The organism is Bombilactobacillus bombi, from assembly GCF_003522965.1.
In the GTDB taxonomy this organism is placed as follows: Bacteria; Bacillota; Bacilli; order Lactobacillales; family Lactobacillaceae; genus Bombilactobacillus; species Bombilactobacillus bombi.
Window position 1 is genome coordinate 597235 of the sequence record NZ_CP031513.1, and the last position, 15462, is coordinate 612696.

General features: G+C 34.3%; 11 protein-coding genes and 1 other RNA gene. 10 read left to right on the forward strand and 2 right to left on the reverse strand.

Features of this window, described 5'->3' with window-relative positions:
* Position 1 precedes the first annotated feature (1 nt).
* The 7 genes from addA to DS830_RS08850 all read left to right on the forward strand — a co-directional run bounded on the left by addA (position 2) and on the right by DS830_RS08850 (position 10647).
* Positions 2-3664, forward strand: coding sequence for a helicase-exonuclease AddAB subunit AddA (gene addA / locus DS830_RS03180; RefSeq protein ID WP_118908221.1), 3663 nt, complete (start codon positions 2-4; stop codon positions 3662-3664).
* Between the two features lie 4 nt (positions 3665-3668).
* Complete coding sequence (locus DS830_RS03185) at positions 3669-6458, forward strand: helicase C-terminal domain-containing protein (RefSeq protein ID WP_118908222.1); 2790 nt, start codon at positions 3669-3671, stop codon at positions 6456-6458.
* A 33-nt stretch (positions 6459-6491) separates the two neighbouring features.
* Complete coding sequence (locus DS830_RS03190) at positions 6492-6974, forward strand: hypothetical protein (RefSeq protein ID WP_118908223.1); 483 nt, start codon at positions 6492-6494, stop codon at positions 6972-6974.
* A 29-nt stretch (positions 6975-7003) separates the two neighbouring features.
* Positions 7004-8299, forward strand: a complete 1296-nt coding sequence (asnS, locus tag DS830_RS03195) for an asparagine--tRNA ligase (RefSeq protein ID WP_118908224.1) — start codon at positions 7004-7006, stop codon at positions 8297-8299.
* A gap of 102 nt (positions 8300-8401) precedes the next feature.
* Entirely contained in the window at positions 8402-9013 is a 612-nt protein-coding gene (locus DS830_RS03200) for a DnaD domain-containing protein (protein ID WP_118908225.1), read from the forward strand.
* A 2-nt stretch (positions 9014-9015) separates the two neighbouring features.
* On the forward strand, positions 9016-9660 hold the full coding sequence (locus DS830_RS03205; RefSeq protein ID WP_118908226.1) for an endonuclease III domain-containing protein: 645 nt from the start codon (positions 9016-9018) through the stop codon (positions 9658-9660).
* An 810-nt stretch (positions 9661-10470) separates the two neighbouring features.
* Positions 10471-10647, forward strand: coding sequence for a hypothetical protein (locus DS830_RS08850; protein ID WP_162887493.1), 177 nt, complete (start codon positions 10471-10473; stop codon positions 10645-10647).
* 336 nt (positions 10648-10983) lie between these two features.
* Here DS830_RS08850 and DS830_RS03210 read toward each other — a convergent pair whose 3' ends face one another.
* Positions 10984-13296 carry a transglycosylase domain-containing protein gene (locus DS830_RS03210; protein WP_118908227.1) on the reverse strand — a complete coding sequence of 771 codons (2313 nt, stop codon included), beginning with the start codon at positions 13294-13296 and terminating at the stop codon, positions 10984-10986.
* Complete coding sequence (gene recU / locus DS830_RS03215) at positions 13289-13900, reverse strand: Holliday junction resolvase RecU (RefSeq protein ID WP_118908228.1); 612 nt, start codon at positions 13898-13900, stop codon at positions 13289-13291. The genes DS830_RS03210 and recU overlap by 8 nt, the downstream gene beginning before the upstream one ends.
* A 64-nt stretch (positions 13901-13964) precedes the next feature.
* On the opposite strand from recU, the gene DS830_RS03220 reads away from it, so the two are divergent.
* The 3 genes from DS830_RS03220 to rnpB all read left to right on the forward strand — a co-directional run bounded on the left by DS830_RS03220 (position 13965) and on the right by rnpB (position 15455).
* Positions 13965-14522 (forward strand): SLOG family protein, encoded by a 558-nt coding sequence (locus tag DS830_RS03220; RefSeq protein WP_240366831.1) that lies wholly within the window; start codon positions 13965-13967, stop codon positions 14520-14522.
* Between the two features lie 80 nt (positions 14523-14602).
* Positions 14603-15040, forward strand: a complete 438-nt coding sequence (gene gpsB, locus DS830_RS03225; RefSeq protein WP_118908229.1) for a cell division regulator GpsB — start codon at positions 14603-14605, stop codon at positions 15038-15040.
* 48 nt (positions 15041-15088) lie between these two features.
* Positions 15089-15455, forward strand: an RNA gene (rnpB, locus tag DS830_RS03230) — RNase P RNA component class B.
* The last annotated feature ends 7 nt before the right edge of the window (positions 15456-15462 follow it).

Here is a 15462-nt window from a genome sequence, read left to right on the forward strand (position 1 = left end):
AATGTCTAAGTTTAAACCTACTAAAAGTCAACAACAAGCACTAACGGCACATGATAGTGATATTTTGGTTTCGGCTTCCGCTGGATCGGGTAAAACCACTATTTTAGTGGATCGAATTGTTAAAAAATTAATTGCTGGTCAAGAAATTGATCAGCTGTTAATTGTTACTTTTACTGATGCTGCTGCGCGAGAAATGAAACAGCGCTTAACAAAACGAATTCAAAATCAAGCCGCGGAAATTTCACCAGATAAAAGACAGCACTTATACCGGCAATTGTCTTTAATTCCAAGTGCCTATATCAGTACTTTGCATGCTTTTTGTCTGCGGGTTATTCGTAAGTTTTATTATTTAATTGATTTAGATCCTACTTTTCGTTTGCTGAGTGATGATAATGAGCGTTATTTGCTGAAAGAACGGGCTTGGCAAAAGGTTCGTGCAGACTATTATCAAGCCGACGATGCGGAATTTTTTGCTTTAGAAGATAATTTTGTGAGTGGTAACGACGACGATGATATGGCGGATTTAATTTTTCAATTGGCGGATTTTGCCTTAACTACTCCTAATCCAAATGAGTGGTTGGCACAGTTATCACAACAATACTTTATCGAAAATGATGTTAGTCAAACTGATTTTTATCAAGAAACATTATTAGATACGCTGACTAATAATATTGCCTATTTAAAACTGCAAGTTCAAAAAACTTTACAATATATTGACACATATGAACAACTAGAAGGTTACTATGATAGTCTGGCAGCATTAAATGAGCAGCTAAAACAAATTCAACAACAACTGCCAGAGCTTTTATGGGATGACTTGCGACGCTTAATTGTGCAACTGCCGCCAATTAAAGGCCGGGCTAAAGCAAAGACTGAGCCAGAAATTATGCAGCCGTTTAAAAATTTGAAAAGCAGCATTACAGAGCAATTACAAGAATTGCAATATAAATTATTTGCGCTTGATAATCAACAATGGCAAAAAATTTTACAGTCTGCCGGTCAGCTGGTGGATAAGCTGGTTACAGTGGAAGTTAAATTTTTAAAAAAATTCAAACAGGAAAAACAAGCACAGCACAGTTTGGATTTTAATGATTTAGAACATTACACTATGCAAATTTTACAAACTCAAAAAGATGGGATTGCAGTTGCTAAAGAGTACTATCAACAACAATTTACAGAAATTCTAGTTGATGAATATCAAGATACTAATCCGCTGCAAGAAGCAATTGTCCAACAGATTAGAAGAAATAATCCGGCTAATTTATTTATGGTCGGTGATGTCAAACAATCGATTTATGGTTTTCGCCAAGCAGCACCACAGCTATTTGTACACAAGTATCAGCGTATGCAAGTTGATTCGCAAGTGGGACAATTAATTAACTTATCCGAAAATTTTCGTTCAACTAAAAATGTGATTGATACCGTTAATGGTATTTTTGAACGAGTTATGGATCAGCATTTAGGAGACCTGGATTATACTCAAGATACCCGGCTGATTGCTGGAGCTGATTTTCCAGCTGATCTGGATACAACTACTGATGTTATTTTAAATCAAGCAGCTGAAAATTCTACTGATACTACTAATGAGCAAGCAGAGATTAATTTAATTATTGAAAAAATCCAACAATTATTTGCGGATAATTATCAAATATATGATCGTCAAAGTGGTCAAAAAAGACCCTTAAAATATTCGGATATTGTAATTTTAACGCGCGTAAAAAGTCTAAATAATGACATCGTTAATCAATTTGCGCAGGCTCATTTGCCGATTGTGGTACCAGATGCTGCAAACTATTTTCAAGCGACGGAAGTCCGTGTGATGCTATCAATGCTCAAAATTATTGATAATCCTCGCCAAGACATCCCGTTAGTTGCAGTATTGCGGTCCATGATTGGCGGACTCAACGAAAATGAACTAGCGTACTTGCGGATTAATAGTCGTACTGGTGATTATTACCAGGCTTTAATTAATTATTTAGCTGACAATAGTTATAATCAAAAAAATGAATTTGCACATAAATTGACCACTAAAGTTCAGCATTTTATGGAACAACTGGCAGGTTTTCGCGAACAAGCCCCTAAAATCAGCATTTCTGAATTAATTTGGCAAATTTATTTGCAAACGGGCTATTTGTCCTATGTGCAGGGGATGCCTAATGGTCGCCAACGAGTAGCTAATTTACATGCTCTCTATCAGCGAGCAGATCAATTTGAACAAATGGAATTTAAAGGCTTATTTCAATTTATTCGTTTTATTGAACATATTCAAAATAATCAAAAAGATTTGGCACAACCTCTTGAATATCAGCAGGAAAGTAATGAGATTACCGTAATGACTATTCATGGGAGCAAGGGCTTAGAATTTCCTATAGTATTTCTTTTAAATATTGACCATCGCTTTAATAATGAAGACAGCCATCGCAAATATTTGTTTGATACTCAACAAGGTATTGGTATCAAATATTTAGATCAGCAGACTCATATTATTTATGAAACTTTACCTATGTATACTGCCAAGGCCAAGCAAAGAAACAAAGTTTTATCGGAAGAAATCCGTTTGTTATATGTGGCTTTAACGCGAGCGCAGCAAAAATTAATTCTTGTCGGTTCTACCAAAAAAAGCCTTGAAGAAGAGTGGAATAATTGGCAGCTTCCCAATCAAACAGACACAGTCATTGATACTGCTATTCGTAGCAAATTTAATTCTTTTCAAAATATGTTGCAATATGTATGGGGACTTAATGGACAATTTACAGAAGATCAAGTGGAGGCTAAAGCTCAGAGTGCCTTCCAATTTGTAATAAACTGTAAATCTCCTCAAAAAATCACTCCGGCTGCTTCTATTGCCAATCAACAACCAGATGACTCAGCAATGAATCAAGAAATTACTCCCTTATTCAAAAGCACTGTCCAGAAAATTTTGAATTTTAGTTACCCTTACAATGTAGCTACCAAAACAACAGCTTATCAATCAGTTTCAGAAATTAAGCATCTTTTTGCTAGTCCTGATGATCAAGATTTACCCGTAATTGATTGGCAGCAACACAAACCCCAAGGTAATCGATATATTTTAGATGATTTTGTTCGACCACATTTTTTGACTGATGAAAAAGTGGCAGTTACTCCTGCTGATATTGGGAGTGCTACTCATTTGCTCTTACAAAAAATTGACTTAAAAAAACAACCAACAATGAGTGATTTTCAAGCTTTGGCACATACTCTGGTTCAGCAAAAAATATTAACCGCTGCAGTAGCAGCAAAAATTAATTACACTAGTCTAGCTCAATTTTATCAATCAGATTTAGGGCAACAAATATTACAGCAACAAACTAAGCTTCATCGTGAATGGGCGTTTTCATTGTTGTTGCCTGCAAAACGTTTATTTACACAAATGAGCCAAGAAATGGATGATCAGATTTTAATTCACGGAATTATTGATGGTTTATTTAGGGATGCAGACAATCAAATTATTATTTTTGATTACAAAACAGATTATTTAGATCCCCAGAAATCTAGCGGAAAACACTCGATTCCAAATGCTGTCCAAGAGTATTCTGGTCAATTGAACTTATATCAGCAAGCAGTTGAACAAATTGCTCATCAAAAAGTTGCACATAAATACCTCTGTTTACTTTCCATCAATCAGGTAGTTGAAGTAAAATAAATGCATGATGATTAAAGAAAAATATGTAGTAGTTGATTTAGAAACTACCGGAACACAATTTAAATCTGGTGATCAGATAATTCAATTTGCTGCTGTTGTTATTGAAGGACAGCAAATAACAGACAAATATAACTTTTTAATTAATCCGCAAAAAGAACTCAGTTCTAAAATTGCAGAATTAACCGGTCTTACTAATGCACAACTAGAGCAGCAACCTGAATTTGCTCATTTTGCGTATCAAATTCAAGCAGTTTTAGATGGTGCAGTTTTTGTGGCCCACAATGTTAATTTTGATTTGCCATTTTTACAGTCTGAATTACATGCGGCAGGCATCAATTATGTACCACAAGCAGCTATTGATACAGTAGAATTGGCCCAGATTCTCTTACCTGAAGCGCCCAGTTTTAAATTAGCTGATTTAACCAGTTATTTAAATATTCAACATTTAAATCCGCATCAAGCTGATAGTGATGCTTTAGTAACGGCACAGCTATTTTTGTACTTGCAACAGCAATTATTACATTTGCCGCAACCGACATTACAGTTATTGAAGCATTTTACGCACAGTTTAATTCGCCAAACTGGTGATTTTGTTGAATTAATGATTGATCAGGCTTGCAAGAACCCCAGCAAATTACCTGATTATTTAATCAATATTCAAGGATTGGTTTTCAAAAAGCCACAAACAGTTGTTAATAGCACGCCAATGAATAGTAAATATCCAGTAACAACGGCCAAAAAATCTACAATATTTAATCAGACTATTGCTTGTCGTCCCCAACAAATGAAAATGATGAATTTCATCCAACGTAAAGTCAGTCAACAAACTCCTTTAGCATTAGTGGATGCTCCCACAGGGATGGGAAAAACGTTAGGATATTTATTTCCTTTATCGTATTATTTAGACCAAGGCAAACAAGTTATTATTGCAACATCCACTAAGTTGTTACAGCAGCAATTAATACAAGAATCGCTGCCGTTATTGGAACGATTGCGACAGCGCCAATATAGTGCCACGATTATTAATAGTGCGCATAATTATTTAGATCTGGATAATTTTTATCAGGTATTACGGCATAACTTTGGTCATCGCCAAACAGATTTAGTAAAAATGCGCATTATTGTTTGGCTAACACAAACGCAAACCGGTGAATTATCAGAATTGAATTTAACTAATTATCAAAGTGATTTTTTCAAATTAATCGTAAGTAATGGACATCGGCAATCAGGTTTATTTTATGAATATGATTTTTGGCGGCGCCGCTGGCAAAATGCGCTCCAAAGTGATATTTTAATTACTAATCATGCTTATTTGTTAGATAATTTGGATACAAAGTTGTGGGATAACAAGCGCGTATTACTTATTGATGAAGCCAACAATATTTTGCAACAATCATTAAAACCGCAAGCGCATCTAATTTTTCGTACTTTAAAAGATGCTTTAAAAAAAATAAGTGATATTTTATATCAACAACGAGTAACTATTAGAAACTTTTTTAATCAAACTAGATTTAATTCTTGGACTCATGACGATTTATTAGCCTTGGATGCTGACTTTAATACTGCAAAACAACGTTTGGAATTTTTAGAAGCAGATTTATTAAGTAACTATTTAAAAAAGCAAATCCCGTTATCAAAACGCAAGTCTGAAATGGTTTTAACTTTAAGCAGTGAACAATTGCATCACCGAACTGTTAAAAGTTTGAATAAATTGGCTCAAGATTTACAAGCGATTTTAGCACGGCTAACCAAATTGCTACAACTTTATGAAGTGACTAAAACGAATTCTTTATTAACTATTGAGCAAATTATCTATCAATTAAAAATTCAATATCAAGTTCTTTGGCAGCAAGAACACCAATTAGAACAAGTATTAGCTGGTTTATCAGTTTGGCAGCCTGACACAGGGCTTATGGTAATGATGCAGGATTATAGTAATTGGGACTCCATTAGTTTAGCCACGCAAATGTTTAATCAAAATACGATAGTAACCAAACTCCAAGAAAAGTTTAGAACAACGATTTTTATTGGTGCAGCTTTACAATATCACCATAGTTTTCGTAATTTTTGTCAGCAATTGGGTATCAAAGAAAAATTACCCAAAAAAGATTACTTGATTTTAAAACGTGATTATGATCTTAATCAGCAGTTGCAAGTATATTTACCCAGGGATGTAGCAAATCCACGTAATAACCCAGAATTTGACAATTATTTAGCACATAGCATAGCTCAATTGCTTACTAATACTACTTGTAAAGCATTAATTATGTTTAATTCTTTGGCAACTTTACAGACTGCTTATCAGTATTTAATATCAACTAAGATCTCTGATCAACGAGAAATCTTAGCACAAGGGATAACAGGATCTAATCAACGAATTAAAAAACGATTTTATTTAAATCCTACTGCTATCTTATTAGCTGCCAATAGCTTTGGCGAAGGGCTGAATTTATCAGCTGGTGAGTTAAAGTTACTAGTCATTACCCGTTTGCCTTTTGAAGCCCCAAGTAATCCCTTAGTTCAAGCTAAAAATAACTATTGGCGCCAACAAGGATTTAATCCTTTTCAAGTTGAAAGTTTACCAACAGCAGTTAGGCGCCTTAAACAAGAAGTGGGGCGTTTGATTCGTTCTCCGTCAGATCAGGGTATTATTGTTATTTTAGATGATCGCATTGCTTCAACCAAATATGGAGAACGAATGTATCACGAATTAGAATTGCCACCTTACAACAATCAGCTAGCCATTTCCGAAATTGCTCTGCAAATAAATATGTTGCTTCGGACTAATTTTTGATACACTATATAAGAATGTTAATAAGGAGTACTCATGAAAAATCAATGGCATCGGACAGCTATTATTATTATTTTCATTGCATTAGTTGCTTTGGTTTGGGCTTTTTATTTGTTAGCTACTGGCTTACATAGTTCAGCTCGAACACAAGCACTTAATGTAGCTCAAAGTAAGGCTGATGTGACAAATGCAACTTTTTATTCGGAGTTTGACCGCCAACAGCGTTATTTTTCAGTGGGTGGTTATGATCAGCACCATCCCCAACAATTTAAATATGTTATTATCAATGGGCATAGTGGTAAAATTAATGTCTTAAAAGGTAAAGCAAATTTACCTTACCAAGCTCGGCAAATTGTGGAGGACAATCAACATCCGAAGAAAATTACCAAAGTTGCTCTAGGTTATCATCAGCAAAAACCGGTTTGGGAGATAACTTTTGTTAACAAGAATCAAACAGTTGGTTATTATTTAACTAATTTTAAAAATACCAAAATTGTCCAAGTTATTAATAATCTTTAAATTTAATTATAATGTTGGAGGAATAAGTAATGCAGCAAATTAATATTATTGATGCCCCAAAGCATGTTGATGAAGAAGTGAAGATTGGCGTTTGGCTCACTGACAAACGTTCTTCTGGGAAAATTGCTTTCTTACAATTACGTGATGGTACTGCCTATTTTCAAGGTGTTGTCGTCAAAAGCAATGTCAGTGAAGAAGTTTTTGAAATAGCTAAAAAATTACGCCAAGAAACAAGTTTTTATGTAACCGGCATTATCCATCAAGATAAACGGTCTCATTTCGGCTATGAAATTGAGGTTTCTAATTTAGAAGTTGTTGGTGAAAGTGAAGATTTTCCAATCACTCCTAAAGAGCATGGGATTGAATTTTTATTAGATAATCGGCATCTATGGTTACGTTCACGGCGTCCTTTTGCTATTATGAGAATTCGTGATGAATTAATTCGTGCTACTTACACTTTCTTTCATCAAGAAGGCTTCATAAAATTTGATGCTCCATTATTGACAGGTACTGCCCCAGAAGGAACGACTGAATTATTTGCCACTGACTACTTTGATACTGAAGCTTATTTGTCTCAAAGTGGTCAGCTATATGAAGAAGTGGGGGCAATGGCCTTTGATAAAGTGTACTCTTTTGGACCAACGTTCCGTGCAGAAAAATCTAAAACACGCCGTCATTTGACTGAATTTTGGATGATTGAACCTGAAATGGCATTTATGCATCAAGAAGAAAGTTTACAGATTCAAGAACGTTATATTGCTTTCTTAGTACAGTCTGTCTTGGATAATTGCCAATACGAATTAAAGCTTTTAGATCGTGATCCAGAAGTTTTGGCTCGTTATACTAAAACCCCATATCCACGGATTTCTTATGATGAAGCTATCAAGCTTTGTCAAGAGGGGGGAATTGATATTCAATGGGGTGATGATTTTGGTGCACCCGAAGAGACATATATTTCCGATCAATTTGAACAACCAGTTTTTGTTTTGAATTATCCTAAGGCTATTAAACCTTTCTATATGAAGTCTCATCCTACTAGAGATGATTTATATATTTGTGCTGATATGCTGGCTCCTGAAGGCTACGGTGAAATCATTGGTGGTTCTGAAAGAGAAGCAGATTATGATAAGTTAAAAGCTGAAATGGTTAAAAAGGGCTTAGATTTAGAAGCTTATGATTGGTACTTAGATTTACGTAAGTACGGTTCTGTACCACATGCTGGTTTTGGCTTAGGGTTAGAACGGGCCATTACTTGGATTTGTCATTTGGATCATTTACGTGAAGCTATTCCGTTCCCAAGAATGATTAATCGATTACGCCCTTAATTAGAAAAATTATTACAGGAGGATGGGACAACATTTTGTTCCATCCTCTTTCATTAAAGTATGTATAGTATTAAGTTATCTTTTTAAGAAAGTGGTGTAATAATGGTTAATTGGAAAAGTGTCGTCAATGCCGGTAGTACTAGTATTAATAACTTATTAATCCAACATTTTCAAGATTTAAAATTAACGAGTGAAGAATTTGTCTTATTTGTCAATTTAAAGATGTTTCAAGAATTGGGTGTCAAATTTCCTTCAACTGCTCAATTGACTCACAATACTGGTTTTTCGGCTGCTCAAATTTATCAATTAACACAAAGTTTAATTGATAAAAAATTAATCAAAATTCAATCCCAAACTAGTGAAAATCATAAATTTCAAGATTACTACGACTTATCACCGGTTTATGAAGCTTTGCAAAATTTGCAGGAATCTTCAAAACCTGCCCAAAAAGATGATGCCGCGCAGACTATTTTTCAAAAAATTGAAGTGGAATTTGGTCGACCATTGTCACCCATTGAACGACAAACGATTCAAGAATGGTTAACCCAAGACAATTACAGCCCTGAAATTATTAATTTAGCTTTAAAAGAGGCAGTTTTAAATCAAGTTTATTCTTTAAAATATATAGATCGTATTTTGATTAATTGGGAAAAACAACACATCACCACCGCAGCTCAACTCCAAAATAATAAGTCACATTATGGAGGTAATTAAAATTGTTATCTGCCCCTCAAATTAATCAAGCCTTTCAAATTATTTTAAAAGAATTTCCCAACGCGGGTCCTAGTTTACAAGCTCAAAGTAATTTTCAATATTTAATTGCAGTCTTACTAAGTGCGCAAACAACAGATAAGTCAGTTAATCAGGTGACTCCAAAATTATTCCAGCAATTTCCTACTCCACAAGCAATGGCAACAGCTACAATATCTGAAATCGAGCCATTAATTAAATCTATTGGTTTGTATCATAATAAAGCACGTTATTTAGTTGCCTGTGCTCAAAATTTATGTCGCCATTTTAATGGCGAAGTACCCTCAGTTAAATCGCAATTGGTTACCTTGCCGGGGGTCGGAACTAAAACTGCCAATGTTGTCTTAGCAGATTGCTTCGGTATTCCTGCATTTGCTGTTGATACTCATGTTAGTGCAATTTCTAAGAGGCTCCATTTTGTATCTTCTACAGCAACAGTCAATCAAATCGAGCGTCGTATTACTAGTGCTTTGCCAGATAATCTGTGGATTAGGGGACATCATGCTTTAATTGAATTGGGAAGAAAATATAACTTTCATAATGAAAAACAAATCCAAGATTTGCTTATTGTGCAAATCTGTGATCAATGGGAATTGAGTAATCAAAAATAACAAATAATCTGGGAAAAAGATCAGCATTAATAGATTCAAACCTTTGGAAAATCCAAAATTTTGAATCTATTTTTTATGCATTTACCATTGAGTGTAAGTTGTTTATCATAGTTAGCCCAAAACTTGGTTAATTGAGATAAAGTCATTATCATTAACAGGATTCCTAATTTAATTGAAATTGTCTCTTTGCTTCACCACCATATCCGGTATCTGCCACAATGTATTTGAATAAGTTTAGCCGGAGCATTTTTTATTTTATAGTATCGTGATGTACTAAAATTACAAAGACAAATATCTCTTTCAACAACGAAGCACATCTTTTCGAGATAAGTTGCCAAAAATAAATTATATCATTCTAAGAATGAAAATTAGTGAATATTAAAAGGACATAGCACTAACAGCACCAACTACAACAGTTTTTTAATATTAAACGTAAATAAAATTAAAAAATATATTGACTTTTAATTTTATTTTTAGATATAATCCCAACATAGAAAATTTATAAAAACCTGGAGGTGTCACCAATGAAACAAACTATTAAAAGAGCAAGTGTAATTACCCTTTTAGCTATTTCACTCGGCGCAACAACAACTCCATCACGCTGGGGCAGCTACATTGAATAACCAATCAACAACAATTTAATAAAGAGAATTAAAAAAATAAATTTTAGATTATGGTAAGCAACAAGATTCAAAAGCATACGCCAAAATTCCTCAATCTATCATAAATAAACAGCGGCGGAAATTATGTTAGGGGCAACAGGAATGGATTTACACTTTATTTAAATTCAGAAAAGTGGGGATACCAATAATGAAAAAAAAACAAGTAGAAAGAATAATACCAGTAATAGTTTTACTTTTAATTTATATGCCATCTTATTATTTCATTGTTCCATTATTCAAAAATCAAAAATTAGGAAACATATTAATGTCATTAATATGTATAGCAATAATTTGCATTACAACATCAAAAATAGAAAAAAAATAAAAAGTATAGAAAAATGGAATGCCTCATAATTGTTAGACAAAGACTAGCGATTGTGAGGTATTTATTATGACTTAATATCTCTGAAAAATTCAAAGTCAAAGTTGTTCAAGAATATACTCAGTTGTACAGCACTCAACGTATTCTTCAAAACTCCAAGGCTAAACGCCTAGCGAATATCGAAGACAAGCATTTTTTTAGTGTACCTTAAAATTTCTAAAAGATTAGTTCAAAGAAGAAAACAAAAAGCAAAAACCAAAATTAGTTTAAAATGGTTTTTGCTTTTTTAAGATTTTGCTTATGCAGTTTAAGAAATTCTAGAGTGTCTAACGTTTTGTTTTATTGAGTAGGGGGTTGACCATTATTGGCCGGGGGCGCGACTGGAGGAGTATTAGAAGCAGGCGGAGTTGTGGAATTGGAATTATTATCAGTATTATTATTAGGATTAGTAGCACTATTGCCATTGGTAGGTGGGGTAGTGGTGTCAGGAGAACTGTTAGTTGAATTATTGTTATTAGAATTGGAATTATTATCCCAATCACTATTACTGCGATTATCATCATCAGTACCAAATTCAGCGCTATTATTAGAATGTGCGCGTCGACCACGATTAGGTACGACTTCATTTGCACTATTGTCGTTGTTGTTATTAATAGTCGAATGAGCTGGAATATTATTAGGACGATGATGACGAATATATAAGATGTTGGTTCCAGCCACCCGAACTACACTGTACGGTTTATTCCAATTTTGGTTATTGGAATGTGCTGCTAAATAACGCATCAAATGCTGATATATTTGTGCCGCAATTTTTTGTTGAGTAGCGTCTAGTCCATGGATATTAGGTTGATCATAGCCAGTCCATACGCCAATAGCATAATTTTTGGTGTATCCAGTAAATAAAGTATCTTTAGACATATTTGCTAATGAAGGATTACGGGCAATTTCTTCATTGCTATAGTTACTCGAGCCGGTTTTACCTGCTTGATAAAGGCCACTAATATAAGCTTGTGAGCCCATTCCTGTAGGTTTCACAACATCTTTTAAAATGTCAGTAATTAAATAAGCAGTAGCTTCGCTCATTACCTTTTTACCAGTAGGATCATAGTGGTGGTTAAAACCATCAATAGTTTGAATTTTGGAAACATAGCTAGGTTTATAATAAGTGCCACCATTAGCAAAAGCTGAGTATGCACTAGCTAATTGTAAAGAAGAAACCTCACTGCCGATTCCCGCAGATAATCCTTCATTTTGAGGCACATTAATTCCCATATTACGGGCAAATTTACGTGCTCGATCAAATCCTACCGTTCCTAATGTGCGAATTGCCGGAACATTACGAGATTCAGCTAAAGCTGTACGCATGGTAATATTACCCATATAAGAATAATCCCAATTATTTAAACTGATATTGGTGCCAGGATAGGTGTAAGGAGTATCTCGAACAATTTGATTAGTAGGCCAATGTAAATATTCAATTGCAGGTGCATAATCCAAAATAGGCTTCATTGTGGAACCGTTGCTGCGAGAAGTTTGAACTGCTCGATTTAATCCTAACTGCACATCACCTAATTTGCGCCCGCCAATCATTGCAATTACGGCGCCATTATTAGGATCAACGACGCTAACGCCTGTTTGAAATAAATTATTAGGAAAAGCAATTTCATCGCTATTAACTATTTCATATAAACGTTTTTGCACTTTGGTATCCATATTAACAGTAATTTTTAAGTTATCGCGATAAGGATCGAAACCTTTCGCTTTAACTTCATGAATCACTTCTTTTATATAGGGATCTACAATTAATTTATTTTCTCCAACTCCCGTGTTCGGGCGATAGGCTTTCAAACCTGAAGTAATTGGGGTATTTTTAGCATTCTGAGCTTGTTCTAAAGTGATTTTATGATTGTTGTACATAGCTTTTAATACTAAATCACGTCTGGTTTTAGCTGCATCAGGATTTTTATATGGATCATAATTATTAGGTGCTTGTGGCATTCCAGCCAGCAGTGCCATTTGTTCTAAAGTTAATTGATTGAGATTTTTACCAAAGTAATAATGAGCTGCTGTTTGAAATCCATATGTCCCATTAGCCAAATATACTTTGTTTAAATAATATTCTAAAATTTGATCTTTAGAAAAATTTCTCTCTACCTTGACTGCTAACCAAACTTCTTGCATTTTACGCTTCAAAGTTTGATCAGATTTTTTAGTGGAAAAAACCGACAACTTAATTAATTGTTGCGTTAGCGTACTTCCACCTTGAATAGAGTCTCCTCGCAAATTATTAATTGCTGCCATAAAAATCCGAAATGGATTGAAACCTAAATGTTCTTGATAAAAATGCCGATCTTCTGTAGAAATAATAGCATCTTTCATAGATTGGGGTACTTTATCAATGGTAATATAGGTTCGATTTTCATTACCTAATGTTGTAATTTCTTGTCCTTTATGATCATAAATAGTTGAAGAACCACCACTTTGTAAAATTTCTGAGTTGACTCTAGGAGCGCTAATACCATAATAGACAAAAACAACGACCATTATAACAATCAAAGCCAAGATAGCATTTAAAAGGTATTTAAGTCCTTTATGATGAGATTTTTGCGGTTTTTTTTGACGATGATATTTTTCAATACGTGAATTAGCCATGATTTTCTCCTGTTTGGTTAATTAGTTGGCGGCAAATATCTAAATAGGGTAAGATAGGGTTATAGCCAGCCTTAATTTCTAAGGATTTTTTTTCAATGAATGCCAATGGTATTGATTTTTTACCACCCTTAATGGCACTTTGCCAAAAGTCAATTAGCACTTGTGCAGGCAACACAAAATAACGTTGGAGTGTTACAAATTTAATAATTGCAAAACAAATACCAGCTTGTTGCAAGCAACTATCTAGATGTTGAATTTGATGTTCATGAAAGTTGCTCAAGGGAAATGAACGTTTGTGTCGTGTTTCTTTGGCTTCAAAGTCAATGTAATGTCCTTGATAGACACCGTTATAATCAGTTGTGGATGCTTGCCGAAAATAGGCTTCTTTAATCACTGCGCGGCTGCGTTTAGGATAATCAACTTTGACAATTTGAATCGGTGTCGGTTTTTTATAAATGACGGCCACCTTGTGATTACGATAATAAGCATTACTTTCGTTGATTTCTTGTTCCAAGGTCATTCCACGATCACCAAAAATTGTCGGTCCTTTTTTGGTAATCGAATTAGCTGTCAAGTTTGTGCCTTGGGGATAATTAATAGTCAAATTATATCACTCCTAGCTGTTGAATATTATATCATGGTTCCTTAATGGACAAGAAAGATACTAAATGGAAAATATTAAAAATTTATGGGTCAGTGGATATCGTTCCTATGAATTAGGAATTTTTCAAGATGAGGATCCCAAAAAGAAAATTATTATGGATTATTTGACACAAATTTTACAAGATTATTGTGAAGATGGTTTGCAATGGATTTTAACAGGCGGTCAATTAGGAATCGAACAATATACGATTGAAACAGTTAAAAAAAATTCAATATTTCAAACCTATCACTTAAAAACAGCAATTATGTTACCATTTACTAATATAGCAAACAATTGGAGTGAAAAAAATCAACAACGCTTTGCCCTTGCTCAACAACAAGCTGATTATGTGAACAGCGTTAGTGCACAAGATTATGTAAATCCAAGTCAATTTACTAATTGGCAACAATTTATGTTGCAACATACGGATGCTGGTTTAATGGTTTATGACTTAGAACATCCAGGAAAAGCACAATATGAATATCGGGCTATTAAACAATATCAAAAAGAGCATGATTATGATTTGCGGTTAGTTGATTTTTATGATTTGCAAGATTTTATTGATGCACAAGTAGATTTTTAAAAAAAACTAAAGTTCTACGTTATTAAGAAAGCGGCCACTAGTTTTTGTTATAATGAATTAGTAAGATTGGGGTGTATTAAATGACAGAGGTTAAATTAAGTCCAAAACAAATTGTAGAGAAAAGATTTAAAACTGCCATAAAAGGGTATAGTGCTAAAGAGGTCGATGCTTTTTTAGATGAAATTATTCAAGACTATGAAGCATATGAAAAAACAATTGCTGATTTAAAGTCTGAAAATAAACGTCTCATTGATCAAATTGATAATAATAGTGGTGTTAAGACTGAAGTTAGTCCCAAAGAAACTGCACAGTCAGTAACACCTGTGAGTTCTGTTACCGATTCTTTGGACAATTCAGCTCCAGGAACAACTTATTATGACATTTTAAAACGATTATCTAATCTAGAACGGCACGTATTTGGTCAATCAGCAACAGTTGCAAATACTGTTAATTATGCTAAAGCTGACGATCAGCGCCAACCGATTGTTAATTCAAGCGATCAATTACCACGAGATTGAATTAAAGGCTAGCATTTTTAGGTCAGAGAGTGTAAGATATTAAATGCAGGTTTTGTGTAATCGCGGTTTGTTTATTGCAAACTGAGGAAAGTCCACGCCGGCATAAGCTGCAATGCTTATAGTGTTCGCGTTCAGCCCAATAAGCTGGAGAATCTGTTAATCAGATTACGGCGGTGAAAATTCTAAGGTCTTAACAAAGGCTATGTACGAGTAACCTGAAAGTGCCACAGAGACGCATACTTTTGGAAACAAAAGATTGGAACGGGTAAACCCCACGAGCAGGAAACCCAAACTTTGGTAGGGGAGTTTCGACACGGGGAATTAAACTCACGTCGAAAACACTGTAAAGTGTAGATAGATGATTACAAAAGGCAGTTAGTGGCGTAACTGCTGGAACAGAACGTGGCTTATAGAAATCTGCT